Source organism: Terribacillus halophilus (assembly GCF_900101385.1).
Classification (GTDB): Bacteria; Bacillota; Bacilli; order Bacillales; family Amphibacillaceae; genus Terribacillus; species Terribacillus halophilus.
Genome location: NZ_FMZB01000008.1, coordinates 140326 through 154203, shown reverse-complemented (window position 1 = coordinate 154203; position 13878 = coordinate 140326). Strand labels below are relative to the sequence as shown.

Annotated in this window: 18 protein-coding genes; 2 read left to right on the top strand and 16 right to left on the bottom strand. The window is 47.1% G+C overall.

Annotation, left to right across the window (positions count from 1 at the left end; genetic code table 11):
* Window positions 1–115 precede the first annotated feature (115 nt).
* The 3 genes from BLQ53_RS14405 to BLQ53_RS19225 all read right to left on the bottom strand — a co-directional run bounded on the left by BLQ53_RS14405 (window position 116) and on the right by BLQ53_RS19225 (window position 2304).
* Entirely contained in the window at window positions 116–1294 is a 1179-nt protein-coding gene (locus BLQ53_RS14405; protein WP_093727999.1) for an NAD(P)/FAD-dependent oxidoreductase, read from the bottom strand.
* Window positions 1295–1324: 30 nt separating this feature from the next.
* Entirely contained in the window at window positions 1325–1741 is a 417-nt protein-coding gene (locus BLQ53_RS14400; RefSeq protein ID WP_093727998.1) for a DUF1641 domain-containing protein, read from the bottom strand.
* Window positions 1742–2010: 269 nt separating this feature from the next.
* Entirely contained in the window at window positions 2011–2304 is a 294-nt protein-coding gene (locus BLQ53_RS19225; RefSeq protein ID WP_244499358.1) for a DUF1206 domain-containing protein, read from the bottom strand.
* Between the two features lie 321 nt (window positions 2305–2625).
* Between BLQ53_RS19225 and BLQ53_RS14390 the strand changes: the two genes are divergently transcribed.
* Window positions 2626–3084 (top strand): hypothetical protein, encoded by a 459-nt coding sequence (locus BLQ53_RS14390; RefSeq protein WP_425288309.1) that lies wholly within the window; start codon window positions 2626–2628, stop codon window positions 3082–3084.
* A gap of 28 nt (window positions 3085–3112) precedes the next feature.
* Here BLQ53_RS14390 and cyoE read toward each other — a convergent pair whose 3' ends face one another.
* The 6 genes from cyoE to BLQ53_RS14360 are packed head-to-tail and all read right to left on the bottom strand — an operon-like array spanning window position 3113 to window position 7000.
* A complete protein-coding gene (gene cyoE / locus BLQ53_RS14385; protein WP_170829710.1) occupies window positions 3113–4021 on the bottom strand; it encodes a heme o synthase in 909 nt (302 codons plus the stop codon).
* Window positions 4002–4484 carry a cyclic pyranopterin monophosphate synthase MoaC gene (gene moaC, locus BLQ53_RS14380; protein ID WP_093727995.1) on the bottom strand — a complete coding sequence of 161 codons (483 nt, stop codon included), beginning with the start codon at window positions 4482–4484 and terminating at the stop codon, window positions 4002–4004. Before moaC ends, cyoE begins: the two co-directional genes overlap by 20 nt.
* A gap of 12 nt (window positions 4485–4496) precedes the next feature.
* Entirely contained in the window at window positions 4497–5165 is a 669-nt protein-coding gene (modB, locus tag BLQ53_RS14375; protein WP_093727994.1) for a molybdate ABC transporter permease subunit, read from the bottom strand.
* Window positions 5143–5916 carry a molybdate ABC transporter substrate-binding protein gene (modA, locus tag BLQ53_RS14370; RefSeq protein ID WP_170829713.1) on the bottom strand — a complete coding sequence of 258 codons (774 nt, stop codon included), beginning with the start codon at window positions 5914–5916 and terminating at the stop codon, window positions 5143–5145. The genes modB and modA overlap by 23 nt, the downstream gene beginning before the upstream one ends.
* Before the next feature lie 2 nt (window positions 5917–5918).
* Complete coding sequence (locus BLQ53_RS14365) at window positions 5919–6425, bottom strand: MogA/MoaB family molybdenum cofactor biosynthesis protein (protein WP_093727992.1); 507 nt, start codon at window positions 6423–6425, stop codon at window positions 5919–5921.
* Entirely contained in the window at window positions 6422–7000 is a 579-nt protein-coding gene (locus tag BLQ53_RS14360; protein WP_170829709.1) for a molybdenum cofactor guanylyltransferase, read from the bottom strand. Before BLQ53_RS14360 ends, BLQ53_RS14365 begins: the two co-directional genes overlap by 4 nt.
* Window positions 7001–7104: 104 nt before the next feature.
* On the opposite strand from BLQ53_RS14360, the gene BLQ53_RS14355 reads away from it, so the two are divergent.
* Window positions 7105–7827 carry a Crp/Fnr family transcriptional regulator gene (locus BLQ53_RS14355; protein ID WP_425288308.1) on the top strand — a complete coding sequence of 241 codons (723 nt, stop codon included), beginning with the start codon at window positions 7105–7107 and terminating at the stop codon, window positions 7825–7827.
* On the opposite strand, the gene mobB is transcribed toward BLQ53_RS14355, so the two are convergent.
* The 7 genes from mobB to BLQ53_RS14320 form a co-directional block, all read right to left on the bottom strand.
* Window positions 7804–8295: a molybdopterin-guanine dinucleotide biosynthesis protein B gene (mobB, locus tag BLQ53_RS14350; RefSeq protein WP_170829708.1), complete on the bottom strand. Its 492-nt coding sequence runs from the start codon at window positions 8293–8295 to the stop codon at window positions 7804–7806. The genes BLQ53_RS14355 and mobB overlap by 24 nt on opposite strands.
* A gap of 2 nt (window positions 8296–8297) precedes the next feature.
* Window positions 8298–8531, bottom strand: coding sequence for a molybdopterin converting factor subunit 1 (gene moaD, locus BLQ53_RS14345; protein ID WP_093727988.1), 234 nt, complete (start codon window positions 8529–8531; stop codon window positions 8298–8300).
* 5 nt (window positions 8532–8536) lie between these two features.
* Window positions 8537–9004, bottom strand: coding sequence for a molybdenum cofactor biosynthesis protein MoaE (locus BLQ53_RS14340; RefSeq protein ID WP_093727987.1), 468 nt, complete (start codon window positions 9002–9004; stop codon window positions 8537–8539).
* A complete protein-coding gene (locus BLQ53_RS14335; RefSeq protein ID WP_093727986.1) occupies window positions 8997–10310 on the bottom strand; it encodes a molybdopterin molybdotransferase MoeA in 1314 nt (437 codons plus the stop codon). Before BLQ53_RS14335 ends, BLQ53_RS14340 begins: the two co-directional genes overlap by 8 nt.
* A 5-nt stretch (window positions 10311–10315) precedes the next feature.
* Window positions 10316–11311, bottom strand: coding sequence for a ThiF family adenylyltransferase (locus tag BLQ53_RS14330; RefSeq protein WP_093727985.1), 996 nt, complete (start codon window positions 11309–11311; stop codon window positions 10316–10318).
* Between the two features lie 17 nt (window positions 11312–11328).
* Window positions 11329–12348, bottom strand: a complete 1020-nt coding sequence (gene moaA / locus BLQ53_RS14325; protein ID WP_093727984.1) for a GTP 3',8-cyclase MoaA — start codon at window positions 12346–12348, stop codon at window positions 11329–11331.
* Window positions 12349–12444: 96 nt separating this feature from the next.
* On the bottom strand, window positions 12445–13869 hold the full coding sequence (locus BLQ53_RS14320) for a tetratricopeptide repeat protein (protein WP_093727983.1): 1425 nt from the start codon (window positions 13867–13869) through the stop codon (window positions 12445–12447).
* Window positions 13870–13878 lie beyond the last annotated feature (9 nt).

Sequence of the window (13878 nt, the reverse complement as noted above, 5' to 3'; positions counted from 1 at the left end):
AAGAAAAATTAGGCTACCACACACCAAAAGAGTTTGGTGGCATGGCAGCCTAATAAGGGTGTTTTATTTGTGTCTCACATCGCTATGTCAGTCTAGAGGAAGTGTCTTTTTTATTTTAGTAAGCTAAGCTGAATAGACCTTTAACGTGAGTCAAGTAACGGATGTTACTTGCTTCTTTCATCATTGTTGCCGGAAGGCCTTTCAATGGTGTTTGGTTAGCACCGACAAATGCTACAGCATCCTTGCGGCCAAGGCTTGCAAGTGTACCGGAGTTGATCGGGCTGAAGCTTTCCATTGTTTTTCCTTCCAGATAAGCGAATAGGTTATAGCCCACTAGCTCACCCATTTGCCAAGCGATCTGTGCTGTTGGCGGCCAAGGGCGACCGTCTTCACCGAAGTAAACTGCACTGTCACCGACAACAAAGACATCTTGATGGCTCTTGGACTGCAAGTATTCGTTCACAGTCGCACGGCCGCGGTCTGTTTCCAAACCGGATTCCGCAACCATCGGAAGGGCTTGAACGCCACCAGTCCAAACGAATGTGTTCGTTTCGATTTTCTGACCATCTTTCAATTCCACGACATTGCCTTCCACGTTCGTTACTGGCAAGCCAAGCAGGAATTCCACGCCGCGTTTTTCCAAGCTGGATTGTGCACGATCGATAAGGTGCTGCGGAAGCATCGGAAGGATCTTCGGACCAGCTTCGACCAGCTGCAGCTTGATTTCTTTCGGATCTACGCCAAGAGGCAAGCAATAAGAAGCAAGCTTGTCCGCGATTTCGCCAACTAGCTCAACACCAGTCAAACCGCCGCCGCCGATAAGGATCGTTGCATCTGCAGGGTTTTTGGAAGCTGCATATGCTTTGATTTTATCTTGGATTTGGTTGAATACTTTGTTTGCATCGTCTACGGATTTCAGAACAAGGCTGTTTTCTTCCAATCCAGGAATGCCGAAGTAGGCAGTCTTGCTGCCAAGACCTACAACCAACGCATCATAGGAAAGTGTGCTGCCGCCTTCAAGGACAACTTCTTTCTTGTCGACATTGAAGCTTTCCACTGTTGCAACTTTGAAGTCTACATCCAAACCTTTCAAAAGCTTCGTTACAGGCATTGCCACTGCTTGCTCGGAAATGCTGCCCGCTGCAAGACGGTGAAGCTCAGTGATGATTTGATGTGTCGGTGTTTTATTGATAAGTGTTACATTCGCTTGTGCTTTGCTGTAATACTTACGTACGGTTTGAGCGGCTAAGACTCCGCCGTAACCGGCGCCTAAAATAACGATATTCTTTGCCATACTTAATCCTCCGTCCTTACCTTTATGCTCTTATTTTTGTTTTTGTCTTTCTTTTTCGTTCGCTACTTCCAAATAGCTTTGAACAAAACGGAACATCTTCTGCGCTTGTGGATCTTTCATCAGACGAAGCAATCCAAATAGGCCGATCGTTTCGTTGCTTGCTTCCGCGCGATCCTTTGCTTCGATTGCTGTTTGAGCAACTGATTTCACGGAGTCCGTCACTGGGTGGAGCACTTCTGAAATTGCATTAACTGTATCGGATTTCAACACATCGTCTGTTGCTACCGCTTGCGCGAAGTCGTAAGAAGCAGTCAAAGCGTTCACAAGTTCATTGATCTTTGGCAGCTGTTCGATCAGGGAAGTCAATGATTCTTGTACTTCAGGTTTTAGCAATTGGTCAACTAGGTCTTGTTGGCTCTGGCTAACACTTTCGTTTGTTTCTGACATAACGTATTCTCCTTTGCTATGGCAATGCATTATATTTATACGTAAACATTATACTTCGTTGTGAATTTGTTCACAACTGTACGTTCACAAATTGCTCAAAATATCCACCTACAACTTTACTCCTACTTAGAGAACTTGTCAAAAGTTATTTCACACACGTTAATATTTTTTTTCATTTCCTATTATATATTCAAAAAAACGACATAATAAAAGCCTTTTCACTCTTCTGTTTTGTAGCTTTCCCTTTTTCCAAAAAAGTATTAATATCTTTATGCTTTTTCCCAGACCCATCTTCTCCTAGAGGCTGATACCCCGAACAGAATGAATCCACTAGAGACAATTCCAAGAAGCCATCGTCCGAATGGCTGCTGTGAAACTTCAGCGCGCGCACCGTCCAATCCTTTTTCCTTGTCTGGACCTGACTGGATTGCTGTCAGGATGAAAAATGAACCAACTACACCAAAAACAATGCCCCTGCTGATAAGATCAATACAGCCGGTCCGTTCATTTCCGCTGTTTTGAAACGATACATGAAACTTCGGAAACGCCACTGAAAAATTCATAAATCCCCATCCAATGATAAGCAGCCCATTGTCCTTTGTCGACAAGGACTTCTCACTTCTGCTGCTAACGTGATTCGTAGCAGAAAAACGATGAATGCAATACTTGCATATATGATGTTGCCGACAACGCAGCCTACCCGGATAAAGCCCCCCTTTTACTTTCATGATTTGATTCTCGTTTGTCGGTTATAACCGCCTTCTTCTCCTATTTTAAGAGCTATACTCAAGGCGTATATGAGAGAAACCAGTAAAAATAGGATAGGCAAGCTACCCTTACACAAGGGCCTACATACGATGAAGAAGAAGCAAGAAGGGAGAATGATGATGTACAACGAAAACGACGATAAACAAAATCAGCAACGGCAAATCCAGTTTCCAGGCGGACCTGGATTTGGCGGCCCCGGCACCGGTGGTCCTGGCTTCGGCGGACCTGGTTTTGGAGGCGGGCAAGGCGGATTTCCATTTGGACCTCCTCCAGGAGCTGGCGGGCAAGGCGGACAGCAAGGTCAATTCGGTCCTCCTCCCGGTCCTCCTCCATCCCAAATTCCGCAGCTGCAGTCAGTAAGCGGCGGTCCTTCTGCCTTTGCTGTTGATCCGGGCGGAATCAGATTTTGCCTTTTCCGGTACACTTATATACAGCTAGAAAACGGACAGCGTTTCTGGTACTACCCTGTCTTTGTCGGACGTACCTCCATTGCCGGTTTCCGTTGGCGACCGCAGCAGTTCCGCTGGCAGTATTTCGGCATCGACCTCAATCGTGTCGCAGCATTCAGTTGCTAACTGGAAAAGCCGGGCTTGCTGCCCGGCTTCATACATATGCTAAGAAGAATAACAGCAGGTGAACTTGCAAGTATATGATGGACAACTGAAAATTAATAGTTGCCCAACGTTGCTGATTGGATTGACGCCCCCCGAGCACGGTTTGCAGCAGCCAAGCAGCAGTGAGCAGCAGACTGATCAGCTTTCCGCCGCTTGCCAGCGGAAAGAGCGGAATTGATAAAAGTAGTAGTATGAGGTAGAAGCCCATATGATATCGCGTTTCCTTTATTCCTTTGACTACAGGGAGCATCGACAATCCAGATGCTTCGTAATCGCGGTATCTTCTGCATACGATTGCATAGGTATGCGGAACCTGCCATAAAAACAAAAGTAGTACAAATGCAATCGGCGCAAAAGCCAGCTGCGGGTTCAGAACTGCCCAACCGATCAAGGGAGTAACCGCTCCCGACAAGCTTCCGATGAGTGTGTTCCATGTGTAACGTCTTTTTGTCCATACTGTATAACAGACCACATACAAAAACCAGCCAATCATTCCATACAAAAATGCCTCCACTTGTAAGTATAGAAGTATCGCACTGCCGGCTGCGGTTGTTAAAATACCGAGCCCTATAATGGATCCAGATGACATACTGCCTGTAACAGTCGGACGTTTCTGTGTACGCTGCATCTGCTTATCTATTTCTGATTCAATCCAATTATTCCAAATAAGAGCCCCTGCAATAAGCAGCATACAGCCTGCCCAAAGAAGCATGAAAGTGCCGGCATATTCCAAAAAATCGAGGTTTTGCATTTGTAAGCATAACCAAAATCCGAGCAACGCAGGTAGTGTATTAGCAATCAGGACACGTCCCTTTACCAAGTACCATACATTCTCCAGCCATGAAGTAAACTGCCTCGATGACCTCGCTGCGTCCGGTTTAACGTTTGAAGTCTCCACTCTTCCCACCGCTCTTCTCTTGGAGATAAAGCTCTCCAATCGTAATTCGTTTATCCACAGCTTTACACATATCATATATAGTCAATGCGACGGTGCTTGCCGCAGTCAACGCTTCCATTTCCACACCAGTAAGTCCAGTTGTTTTCACCTCTGATTGAATGCATAAGATATGAATATCATTGTCCTGCTTCCATTGGAATTGTATATCCACAGCTCCGACCGGAATAGGATGACACATCGGAATGAGATTCGAAGTCTGTTTTGCGCCCATGACTCCAGCTACTTGTGCAACTGCCAATACATCTCCTTTTTTGTTCCGGAGTTCCGTGATGGAGCGATAGACATCTTCATTCATTCGTACACTAGTCCTTGCAATTGCCTTTCGAGCCGTCGGCTGCTTATTTGTCACGTCCACCATATGCGCTCTCGCTTGCTCATTAAAATGGGTAAAAGAATTTTCCATGCTTGTTCCCTCCTAATCATTTTTCCGCACCATCCATAACATCAAGAAAGATAAACCAATCAGCAGGACCACCCATAACCATGCCAGTTGCACCTCCCCCGCCTCCAATGCGATATAGATCGCTGTCGGGATTGTCTGGGTTTTCCCTGGGATATTCCCTGCGAACATGAAGGTGGCACCGAATTCTCCCAGGGCTCTGGCAAATGCCAAGATGGCGCCACTGAGCAGTGCACGTTTGGCCAGCGGGATGGATACGTACCAGAATACTTGCCAACGACCAGCTCCATCGATACGTGCAGCTTCCTCAGCCGCTTGCACATCACCTTGAAAACCGATCTTTGCAGCATGATACATAAGTGGGAATGCCACCACGGTCGCTGCCACTACAGCTGCCAGCCAAGTAAAGATGACTTGTTTCTGCAGAACCCACTCCAAACCTATACCAAGCATGCTATTCCTGCCAAGCAAGGTAATCAGTAAAAATCCAATGACAGTTGGCGGAAGCACAATCGGCAGCATCAAGATCGTTTCGACTATCGCCCTGCCTTTGAACTTGGCGTGTGCCATCAGCCTGCCAACGAAGGTTCCAGCTATAATAACCAGCAGTCCGGCACAGAACGTCACCTTTACCGATAACCAAACCGGCATCCAAAAAGTTTCAGTTGATAGTAAAGCCGTCATCTTCAAACACCTGTAAAGCTTCCTCTGTCTGAAGAAAATCATAAAATGCGACAGCTGCTTCTTTATGTGTTGAATCCTTCAACACACCCACGGGATAGACGATCGACTCATGTGTATCAGACGGAGCGATGGCAGCTATCTTGACTTTGCTGGAGGTCAGGGCATCCGTTTTATACACCATCCCAGCATCTGCATTGCCTGTCTCTACGTATTGCAAAACCTGCCGTACGTCCTTCGTGTAGACAATGTGCGGCTCCATTGTTTTCCACAGCTGCATATTTGTCAGGGTTTCTTTTGCATAAGCTCCAGCGGGAACTGTCTCCACCGTACCCATCGCCAAAGTATCCGCACCTTGTACATCCGCCATTTCGGTAAAACCTTTTTCATCCTTCAGCACAACCAGTACCAAGTCATTCCCGAGCAAATCTGCCGCATGAGTTTCATCAATCATTCCTTCATCCTTCAACTTATTGAATTTATCTGCCGCTGCTGCGAAAAACAAATCAACAGGAGCACCTTTACTGATTTGCTGCTGGAGGGAACCCGATCCGCCAAAATTGAACTGAAGTTTTATCTCAGGATGCCGAGATTCATAAAGTTGTTTTATTTCTTCAAGGGAATCTTGCAAGCTTGCCGCAGCGGATATCGTCAACTCCGTTTCCTGTTTCGTTTCCGCCGTTCCTGCTGCATGGCTGCATCCCGTTGCCACCAGCAACAGCACGAATACAAGCATACTAATCAGTTTCCGTATTTTCATACCCGTTCCCCTCCTTTATCGATTTCAGCCACAACATGGCTAAGCTCTGGCAGGATCAATCGTTCCATGGCGAGCCGGACAGCTTTCGGAGACCCCGGTGTACAGAATATCGCCTTATTGCCGAGCGTGCCGGCAGTGGCACAGGAGAGGAAGCTGGCAGAACCGATATCTTCCTGAAAACTAAGCAATCGAAACAGTTCACCAAACCCCGGCATCTCCTTCTCCATCAAACGCTGGACCGTTTCGATTGTCACATCTCGTTTGGCGATTCCTGTCCCTCCATTCAATAAGATGATGCGTACATCATCGTTTGCAGACGCATCCAAAATCGCTTGCTGAATCTCCTCTTTTTCATCTGGAACGATGCAGTATGCAGCAACTCGATGCCCTGCTTGATGAAGCATTTCCCGCATCGTTTGCCCGCTGATGTCATTGAACTCATTCCGCGAGTCACTTACGGTGATGACGATACTCGAAATACGATCCTGGTTCTGTATGGTCATGTTTTTCCCTCCAATTTGTCCAGTTCATGTTTGTAATTGATATTCCAAAAAGCTGTTAATGCCAGCATGTCTACATAACAGACATGCAAGGCTTCCAGCAATCCTTTCATGGAAAGCTTTTCTTCTCTTAACCGCTTGTTGATGATTGGCATCGTACCTGCATGATAAAGACCGACAAGGGGCTCTGGTTTCCCATTTATAATCGGAACAACCGCTTCACAAGTTGAGACGGCATATGCTTTGAGCATGCAAAGGATAGAAGAAGTCAGACACGGCAGGTCGGTTGGCACGACGATATACCAATCCGATTTCACGTATTGCATCCCCGTATATAGCCCTGCCAACGGTCCTTTTTGGCGGAATTCTGAAAGATCATTCACGCACTTTACTCCCCGGGACGCAAACATTTCATATAAAGACGGATTTGTTACTACTACCGCTTGCTCTGTCACTGGCTCCAAGGCTGCCATCGCATACTGGTAAAAATACTTACCGCCTGTTTTGGCAAATGCTTTTGGCGAACCGAAGCGCCGTGACTGTCCTCCTGCCAACACAATTCCGACGAAACTTCCCACAATCGTCATCTCCTTCCGTCATAAATTTGTAAATTCCTTCACAAGCAGGCTTCTTTTACCATGGTAAAATAGCAGTAACAATGTACCGAAAGGAGAGGGATAACGTGCAAGCGAATATACTGCATCAGCCAAACAACGAAGGGTATCGAATATCCAGTGAGCTTCGCGGGCTGCTCCACAGTCTTGGTACCGAACGGAAAATTGAAAAAGATACCTATTTATTTCATGAAGGCGATACTGCCGATGAGATCTATATCCTCAAAAGCGGCCTTATCCAAATCAACAAGCTGACGGCCGATGGAAAGGAAATGATTCTTCGGATCTGCCGTAAAGAAGACATCATGGGAGAGCTGACATTATTCGGAGATCAGCCAACCTATCTATTAAGCTCCCTTGTGCTGGAATCCGGTGAAGTTTTCGTCATCAAGAAACATGTCTTGGAAGAAGCACTGATGACAAATGGGCACTTAACTTTCGAGTACTTGAAATGGGTCAATAACCATATGCGCAAATTCCAATCCAAAATCCGTGATCTGCTGTTGAACGGAAAGAAGGGTGCCCTCTATTCCACCTTGATTCGTCTAGCGAACAGCTACGGAACCCAGACAGAATCAGGTATACGGATCAACCTGGTAATGACAAACCAAGAGCTGGCGAAATTCTGCGCCGCCACACGCGAAAGTGTCAATCGGATGCTGGCTGACCTTAGGAAACAGGGTGTAATCCAAATGACGAGTAGCCATCACATCGTCATCACCGATATGCACTATCTAAAACAACAAATTGCTTGCGAAAACTGTCCACTAGAGATCTGCAATATCAATTGATGCCAGCAGATCTCCTGTATCTCTATAGCTGTAGACCGGGTAGGAAGACTTCCTTGCTTCCTGTTCATCGGACACAACTGCCACGCAATTCGTCACGCTCTCGAGCAATGCTAGCTCTTCCGGATATCGCAGCAAAACGATTTTGGGATAAGCCGCTTGCTTGTAGCCCTCGATAATCAGTATTTCGACACCTGCATATTGGTAGATTGGAATGAGTTTCTCCAACTCCCATTCCGACGAAGAAGTTTCCAATTCGAATACACCTGCCCCCTCCACTCCAGCAAGCATTGCGCCGGCTTGCAGATGCTTGGCGCTATCCGTTTCCTGCCAGCCTTTTGGTTTCCCGCCGTGTCCATGGTGTTTCAGGGACCCGACCTTAAGCCCTTCTGTCGTGAATTTTTTAACCAGGCGACAAACAAGCGTTGTTTTTCCACTGTCCTTGAAACCAACAACTTGAAGGATGCGCATGATCATCCACCGCTGACAGGCGGGATGAACGCAACAGTATCACCTGATTGAAGGGCAGTCTCATCTGTTGCATAAGCCTCATTCACCGCCGTCATCACTTGCCTTATCCCTGGCAACGGGTAATGTTCCGCCAGCCATTCCTTCAACGTGCCAACTGATTGTATATCGCCTCGCACTTCGAGCATGGATTCTCCTACCGACTCCTGTAAGTGCGCAAACAATAATACCCTAATCATTCATCTCAACTCCCCTTTGAAAACGGCTGCCTGTCGGGATAGGCAATGTTGCCTGCCTGATTGCCTATCCACGTCTCGCCATCTTCCCAATGTTCTTTCTTCCAAATCGGGACCATTTCTTTGATACGCTCGATTGCAAAGGCATTCGCATCATAAGCTGCTTTCCGATGAGAGGAAGAAACAGCGATGACCACTGCAGCCTCCCCGATCTCCAGCCTTCCGATTCTGTGGGTGATAGCAGTTTCCGTTCCCGGCCATCTTTCTTTGATTTCATCTCCGATCTGCTTCAGCATCCGAACTGCCATCGGTATATAAGCCTGGTACTCGAGATACAGCGTCCTCCTGCCTTTCGTCCATTCCCGGACAGTCCCGATAAAAGTAGTGATTGCCCCGGTATCCCTGGCTTGCACCCGGCAGATGACCTGATCCACTGGAATTGGTGCTTCTGTAACGCAATAGCATTCCTTATCCATATCGCTCACTCCCATCGTATTTGGACGTCACTTGTTTGAATCCGCTCCAGGTTGTGCCGCTGTCATTCTCCAGCAAGATGACGGTCACACGTGCTCCCCGATCGTATCCGACAGTTCCACGCGGCAGCATGATCAGACAATCCGCTCCGGAAAGTGACGTGACCGAATTTGACTTATCCAACCCTACTGGCGTCGCCTGAAGCGCTCCTTCTACTATCGAGATGCTGCCGCGCACAAATCGATCATAAGGATTTGGCTTTGGAAAACTGACACCAAGATAAGCGCATGCTTTCTGATGATAAGGTGTCTTCGAATGAAGAAATGCCCGAATCACCGGATAAACATATAATTCGAATCCGACATAGCAAGCAGAAGGATTACCGGATAGACCGAACAACAACTTCTTATCCTTCACAGCAGCGGTCGTGACACTTCCAGGTCGCATGGCAATTTTATTGAACAGGACATCTGCCTGCATCCGTTCATAGATGACCGGCAAGTAATCGAAATCACCTACTGAAACACCTCCGGTAGTAAGCAGCATGTCTACTTGTTCAAACGCTTGTTTTACACGTTTCAGACTCTTCTCCAAATCATCCGGACATTGGCCAAAATACACCGCCTCCCCGCCAGCTCGTTGGATTTGCGCCTGCAGCATTGCCGCGTTGCTATTGCGAATTTTGCCCGGCTCCATTTCATCCCCGATATCAAGCAGTTCGCTTCCCGTTGAAAGGATGCCGATCACCGGTTTTTTAACCACTGGCACTTGGGCATATCCAAATGTGGCCAGCAGTGCTGTCACGCCGGGATTGATTCGTTGTCCTTCCTGTACAAGTACACTTCCTTCCCTTGCATCCTCGCCTTTGAAGGAAATATTCTCATCTGCTGCCACTGGATGTTTCAATTCGACAAATTGCTTGCCTGCCTTCTGAAGGGCTTTTCCTTTCTCCAGCATCACGACAGCATCACAGCCTGTTGGTATTGCAGCTCCTGTCATGATTCGAACCGCCTGATTACGTTCGACTACTCCGTTAAATAAATAACCTGCTCCAATTGTGGCAACGACTTCAAAACGCCTCGGGTATTTACGCGAGATTCCTTTTGTATCACAAGCCCGGATTGCATAACCATCATAAGGTGACTTATGGAACGGAGGGACCGGATGAGTCGCTGTCAAGGGATTAGCTAATACGCGATTGTAACTTTCCTCGATTGGAACCCTTTCCACTCCGCCTTTATCTGCATAACGCATGACCCGGCATATCGCTTCGCCGACATGGATTGGTCTTCTTTTTTCCACTTGCATTTTTTTCACCCCACTAGTTGGTAATAAAGTCGTTTGGCTTCTGCGACAGAATTGGTGCCGTGTATGAGCGTTCGTCCATCACAGAAAAAGACAAATCGCAAATGCGCATATCCCGCTACAATCAGATGTTCATTTTTCACTGATATGTCCGGAAGCAACGACTCCAAGACATCCAGATTCACCGGATGCCGCCGGATAAGAACTGTATCTCTGCCGCATAATGCCGCTGCCCGCAGCGGATCTTGAAGCAGTGACGGATAAGTAGGATCCTTCCCGCAGGATGGACAGCTTTCCTGTCGCGCAGCTTGCATATCGATTTGGCGATAATGGTTCGACCACAAATCAAACATCATCATGGTTGACCGCAACGCAGTATCTGCTCCTACAAGCAGCTTCAAAGCTTCTGCCGTTTGGTGCGCTGCTACCATCTGGACTGCCGGACCAATGATCCCTTCCTTATCACAAGTCGCACCGCCCTCAGCTTGCTTGAAAAGACAATGAAAGCACGGGGTCTGCCCCGGCAGGATGGTATAGCTCATTCCTGCGCTTCCCGCACAGGAGCCGAAAATCCACGGTATATTACGCTGAAGCAAGATGTCATTCAACACGTACCTTGTATCGAAGTTGTCTGTTGCATCAATCACCACATCCACATCATCCACTAAAGACGGCAATGTCTGCTTCGTTGCTTCCATCACATGTGCCTGTACATCCACGTTTTCGTTTATTGCTTGCAGATGATTTCTGGCTGCAATTGCTTTTGGTATCGCTTTTGCAGCATCAGCTTCCGTGAATAGCTGCTGGCGCTGCAAATTGGTATATTCCACATAGTCTCGATCAATGAGACTCAATTTGCCGACTCCAGCTCGTGTGAGTGTTTCAGCATTCGCTGTCCCAAGTGCTCCGCAGCCTACAATCAGAACATGCTTTTGCCGAATTTGTTCTTGACCATCATGTCCAATACCTGACCACGCTTTCTGCCTGGCATATCGATCTTCCATCTAAGCTCGCCCTTTCTTCATCCGCCAATATAGGACATCTCGATTTTTTTCCTGGTGCGAACGGTTTCTGCTGTTCTTTCATCTGAATATCTATCTGAACGGCATGCCCACGTTTGAGTGATCAGCTGTTTTAATTCTTCCTCTGTTGCACCGTTACGGAGTAATGTCCTGAAATCCACTCCACCAGTTGCAAACAAGCAGTTGTACATTTTCCCATCCGCTGCTATTCGTGCCCTTGTACATCCTGAACAAAAGGACTCCGATACTGAAGTGATGAAACCCACTTCCGATTGACTATTTTGATAGCGATAACGCTTGGCTACTTCCCCGTTATAAGCAGGCTCCAGCGGCTCCAATCCAAAATGCGTATCGAGCAAGTCATGAATTTGCTGTTTGGGAACGACTTTGTCAAAATTCCAGCCATTCGTCTGCCCGACATCCATGAATTCAATAAACCGAAGCGTGACACCGGCTTCACGAAAATAAGCGGCCATAGGCAGGACTTCCTGTTCGTTCTTTCCTTTGATTACCACCATGTTCACCTTCACTTCCAGCCCTGACAATCTAGCTTTTTCTATGCTGGCTATTATGCGGTCAGGACCGATTCCCGTGTCGTTGATGGAACGAAGCAAGCTATCATCCAGCGCATCCAAGCTGACATTCACGCGATCTAATCCTGCTTGTTTCAGATCAGTTGCCTGTGAGCCGAGCAGCAGACCATTCGTTGTCAGTCCGATATCTTCCAATCCCGATAAAGATGTAAGCCTGCTGATCAGTTGCGGCAGGTTTCGTCTCAGCAACGGCTCTCCCCCTGTGAGACGAATCTTCCGGACTCCCAGACTTGTGAAGATACTGGCCAGACGTACTATTTCATCGAAAGTAAGCAAATAATCTTTGGGCAAAAACGGGAAATCTTTTCCGAATATCTCACGAGGCATACAATAAGTACATCTGAAATTACACCGGTCGATGACAGAGATACGCAAATCCTGCAAAGGGCGTCCAAATTTATCTGTTAGTCGTTTCATGTATGCCATCTCCTTTGTTTCTTGCCTTCATCTTACTCCCTTTCATGAATAGAGTCTGTGAAATATGTCACACATAAACATATAAAAAATCCGCTAAAGTCATCTTTAACGGATTTTTTCCAACTGCCATTTCACTAATTTGTTCTCATAGATATAGCGCTTCAAGGGATTCTCGTTTTTTTCGTAGAATCGAAGAATCTGCGCCAGCGCTTCTTCTATCCCCTGCCTATGGCGTGTTTTTTCCATTACCGCCACCGCTTCTTCATAACAAATGGCTGCTTGTTTCTGATCACCTATTTCTTCATAACTACCCCCTAGCTTCAGCATTGTCATGGCTTGCTCAAATCGATGATGGGAATTTTTTCGATAAATACCCGAAGCATCCTCGAAAAGACGGATTGCCTCCCCGATATGATGCAGCTCAAATTCGAACGAAGCTAATAGTTGCAAGGCATCTGCACGCATCTTTGTTTCCTCTTGCCTTCCTGAAAGCAGCTTCTTTAGTATATGCCTCCCTCTCCCATACTCCTTTTCTTGTCCATACAACGTGGCCAATGCATATAATGCTGGGTCTTGTATCGATGCAGGTGTGTGTGGAGGAATGTTTTCCAAGTAACGTTTCGCTTTCTCTATATGCCCTGCTTTCATGGCAAGCAAGCCAATCTTGATTTCCAGGTAGCTCATGAGCTGATCGGCTGCTTTCCCTGCTGATCTGGCGCGTTCATAGTACGAGATAGCTCGCGGAAATTGCCGCATCTCTTCATCTATCTCGCCAAGCAGCACATATACACGCACAGATAGTTCCGTTTCATCAGCTTGTTCTGTTAGCTGCAATGCCTTGGATAGAATGCGCCGCGCCTTCTTTAAATCGGTGTAGAAGAAAAGTTCTCCTTGTCTGATGCGCCACGCGAGCTCACGTTTCCTTGCTTGCAGACGCATCATTTCTTTGATCTGTTCTTTCACAAGAGTTTGTGCTTCTTCATATAGTCCTGCCTCTTCATAGACTTGGACAAGCAAATGCAGCACTTGCTGAACTGCCGGGTGCAGATCAGCGGCTGCTTGCTTGAAGAAGCTGGCACTTTCCTTCAACTCGCGAATGGCCAAATCAATCTGTTCCTCGGCAATCGCTGTTTTGGCAAGCTGGAGATATATTTTCCCCGAAACAAAAGCGTCCTTGAATTGCCGTTTCTCCAGGAAAAGAAGTAGCTTCGCCAACTCCACCCTGGCCGCGGCTGTTTGTTTGTAACTCGTCTCCATCGCTGCGTAGATGAGATAGGAGTCGATGATAAGTGATAAATCCGGACCCGATACCACTTCCGCCAAACGGATGGCACGCTGACAATGCAGGATGGTTTGTTCGTATTGACGGCTGCTCGCATGATAGCCCGCCAGCAGGTGATAGATTCGAAGTCTGAGGGAATCATCAGTACCAGTCGACATATCTTCCAGGCGCCTGATGACTTCTTTTGGTGCTTTTCCTGTTTGCAGTTCAGCTTTCAAAGCAGTGAATTCTTCCATTTGCACTGGCATAAGCATGCG

What these genes read in the sequence shown, in the direction of transcription:
- BLQ53_RS14340 (WP_093727987.1), bottom strand. Translation starts at nt 9,004, where the DNA reads ATGGATAAGGAATGCTATTGCGTTACAGAAGCACCAATTCCAGTGGAT.
- BLQ53_RS14390 (WP_425288309.1), top strand. Translation starts at nt 2,626, where the DNA reads ATGATGTACAACGAAAACGACGATAAACAAAATCAGCAACGGCAAATC.
- BLQ53_RS14365 (WP_093727992.1), bottom strand. Translation starts at nt 6,425, where the DNA reads ATGACCATACAGAACCAGGATCGTATTTCGAGTATCGTCATCACCGTA.
- BLQ53_RS14335 (WP_093727986.1), bottom strand. Translation starts at nt 10,310, where the DNA reads ATGCAAGTGGAAAAAAGAAGACCAATCCATGTCGGCGAAGCGATATGC.
- BLQ53_RS14330 (WP_093727985.1), bottom strand. Translation starts at nt 11,311, where the DNA reads ATGGAAGATCGATATGCCAGGCAGAAAGCGTGGTCAGGTATTGGACAT.
- moaD (WP_093727988.1), bottom strand. Translation starts at nt 8,531, where the DNA reads ATGATTAGGGTATTATTGTTTGCGCACTTACAGGAGTCGGTAGGAGAA.
- BLQ53_RS14405 (WP_093727999.1), bottom strand. Translation starts at nt 1,294, where the DNA reads ATGGCAAAGAATATCGTTATTTTAGGCGCCGGTTACGGCGGAGTCTTA.
- BLQ53_RS14400 (WP_093727998.1), bottom strand. Translation starts at nt 1,741, where the DNA reads ATGTCAGAAACAAACGAAAGTGTTAGCCAGAGCCAACAAGACCTAGTT.
- BLQ53_RS14320 (WP_093727983.1), bottom strand. Translation starts at nt 13,869, where the DNA reads ATGCCAGTGCAAATGGAAGAATTCACTGCTTTGAAAGCTGAACTGCAA.
- modB (WP_093727994.1), bottom strand. Translation starts at nt 5,165, where the DNA reads ATGACGGCTTTACTATCAACTGAAACTTTTTGGATGCCGGTTTGGTTA.
- mobB (WP_170829708.1), bottom strand. Translation starts at nt 8,295, where the DNA reads ATGCGCATCCTTCAAGTTGTTGGTTTCAAGGACAGTGGAAAAACAACG.
- BLQ53_RS19225 (WP_244499358.1), bottom strand. Translation starts at nt 2,304, where the DNA reads ATGAATTTTTCAGTGGCGTTTCCGAAGTTTCATGTATCGTTTCAAAAC.
- moaC (WP_093727995.1), bottom strand. Translation starts at nt 4,484, where the DNA reads ATGGAAAATTCTTTTACCCATTTTAATGAGCAAGCGAGAGCGCATATG.
- moaA (WP_093727984.1), bottom strand. Translation starts at nt 12,348, where the DNA reads ATGGCATACATGAAACGACTAACAGATAAATTTGGACGCCCTTTGCAG.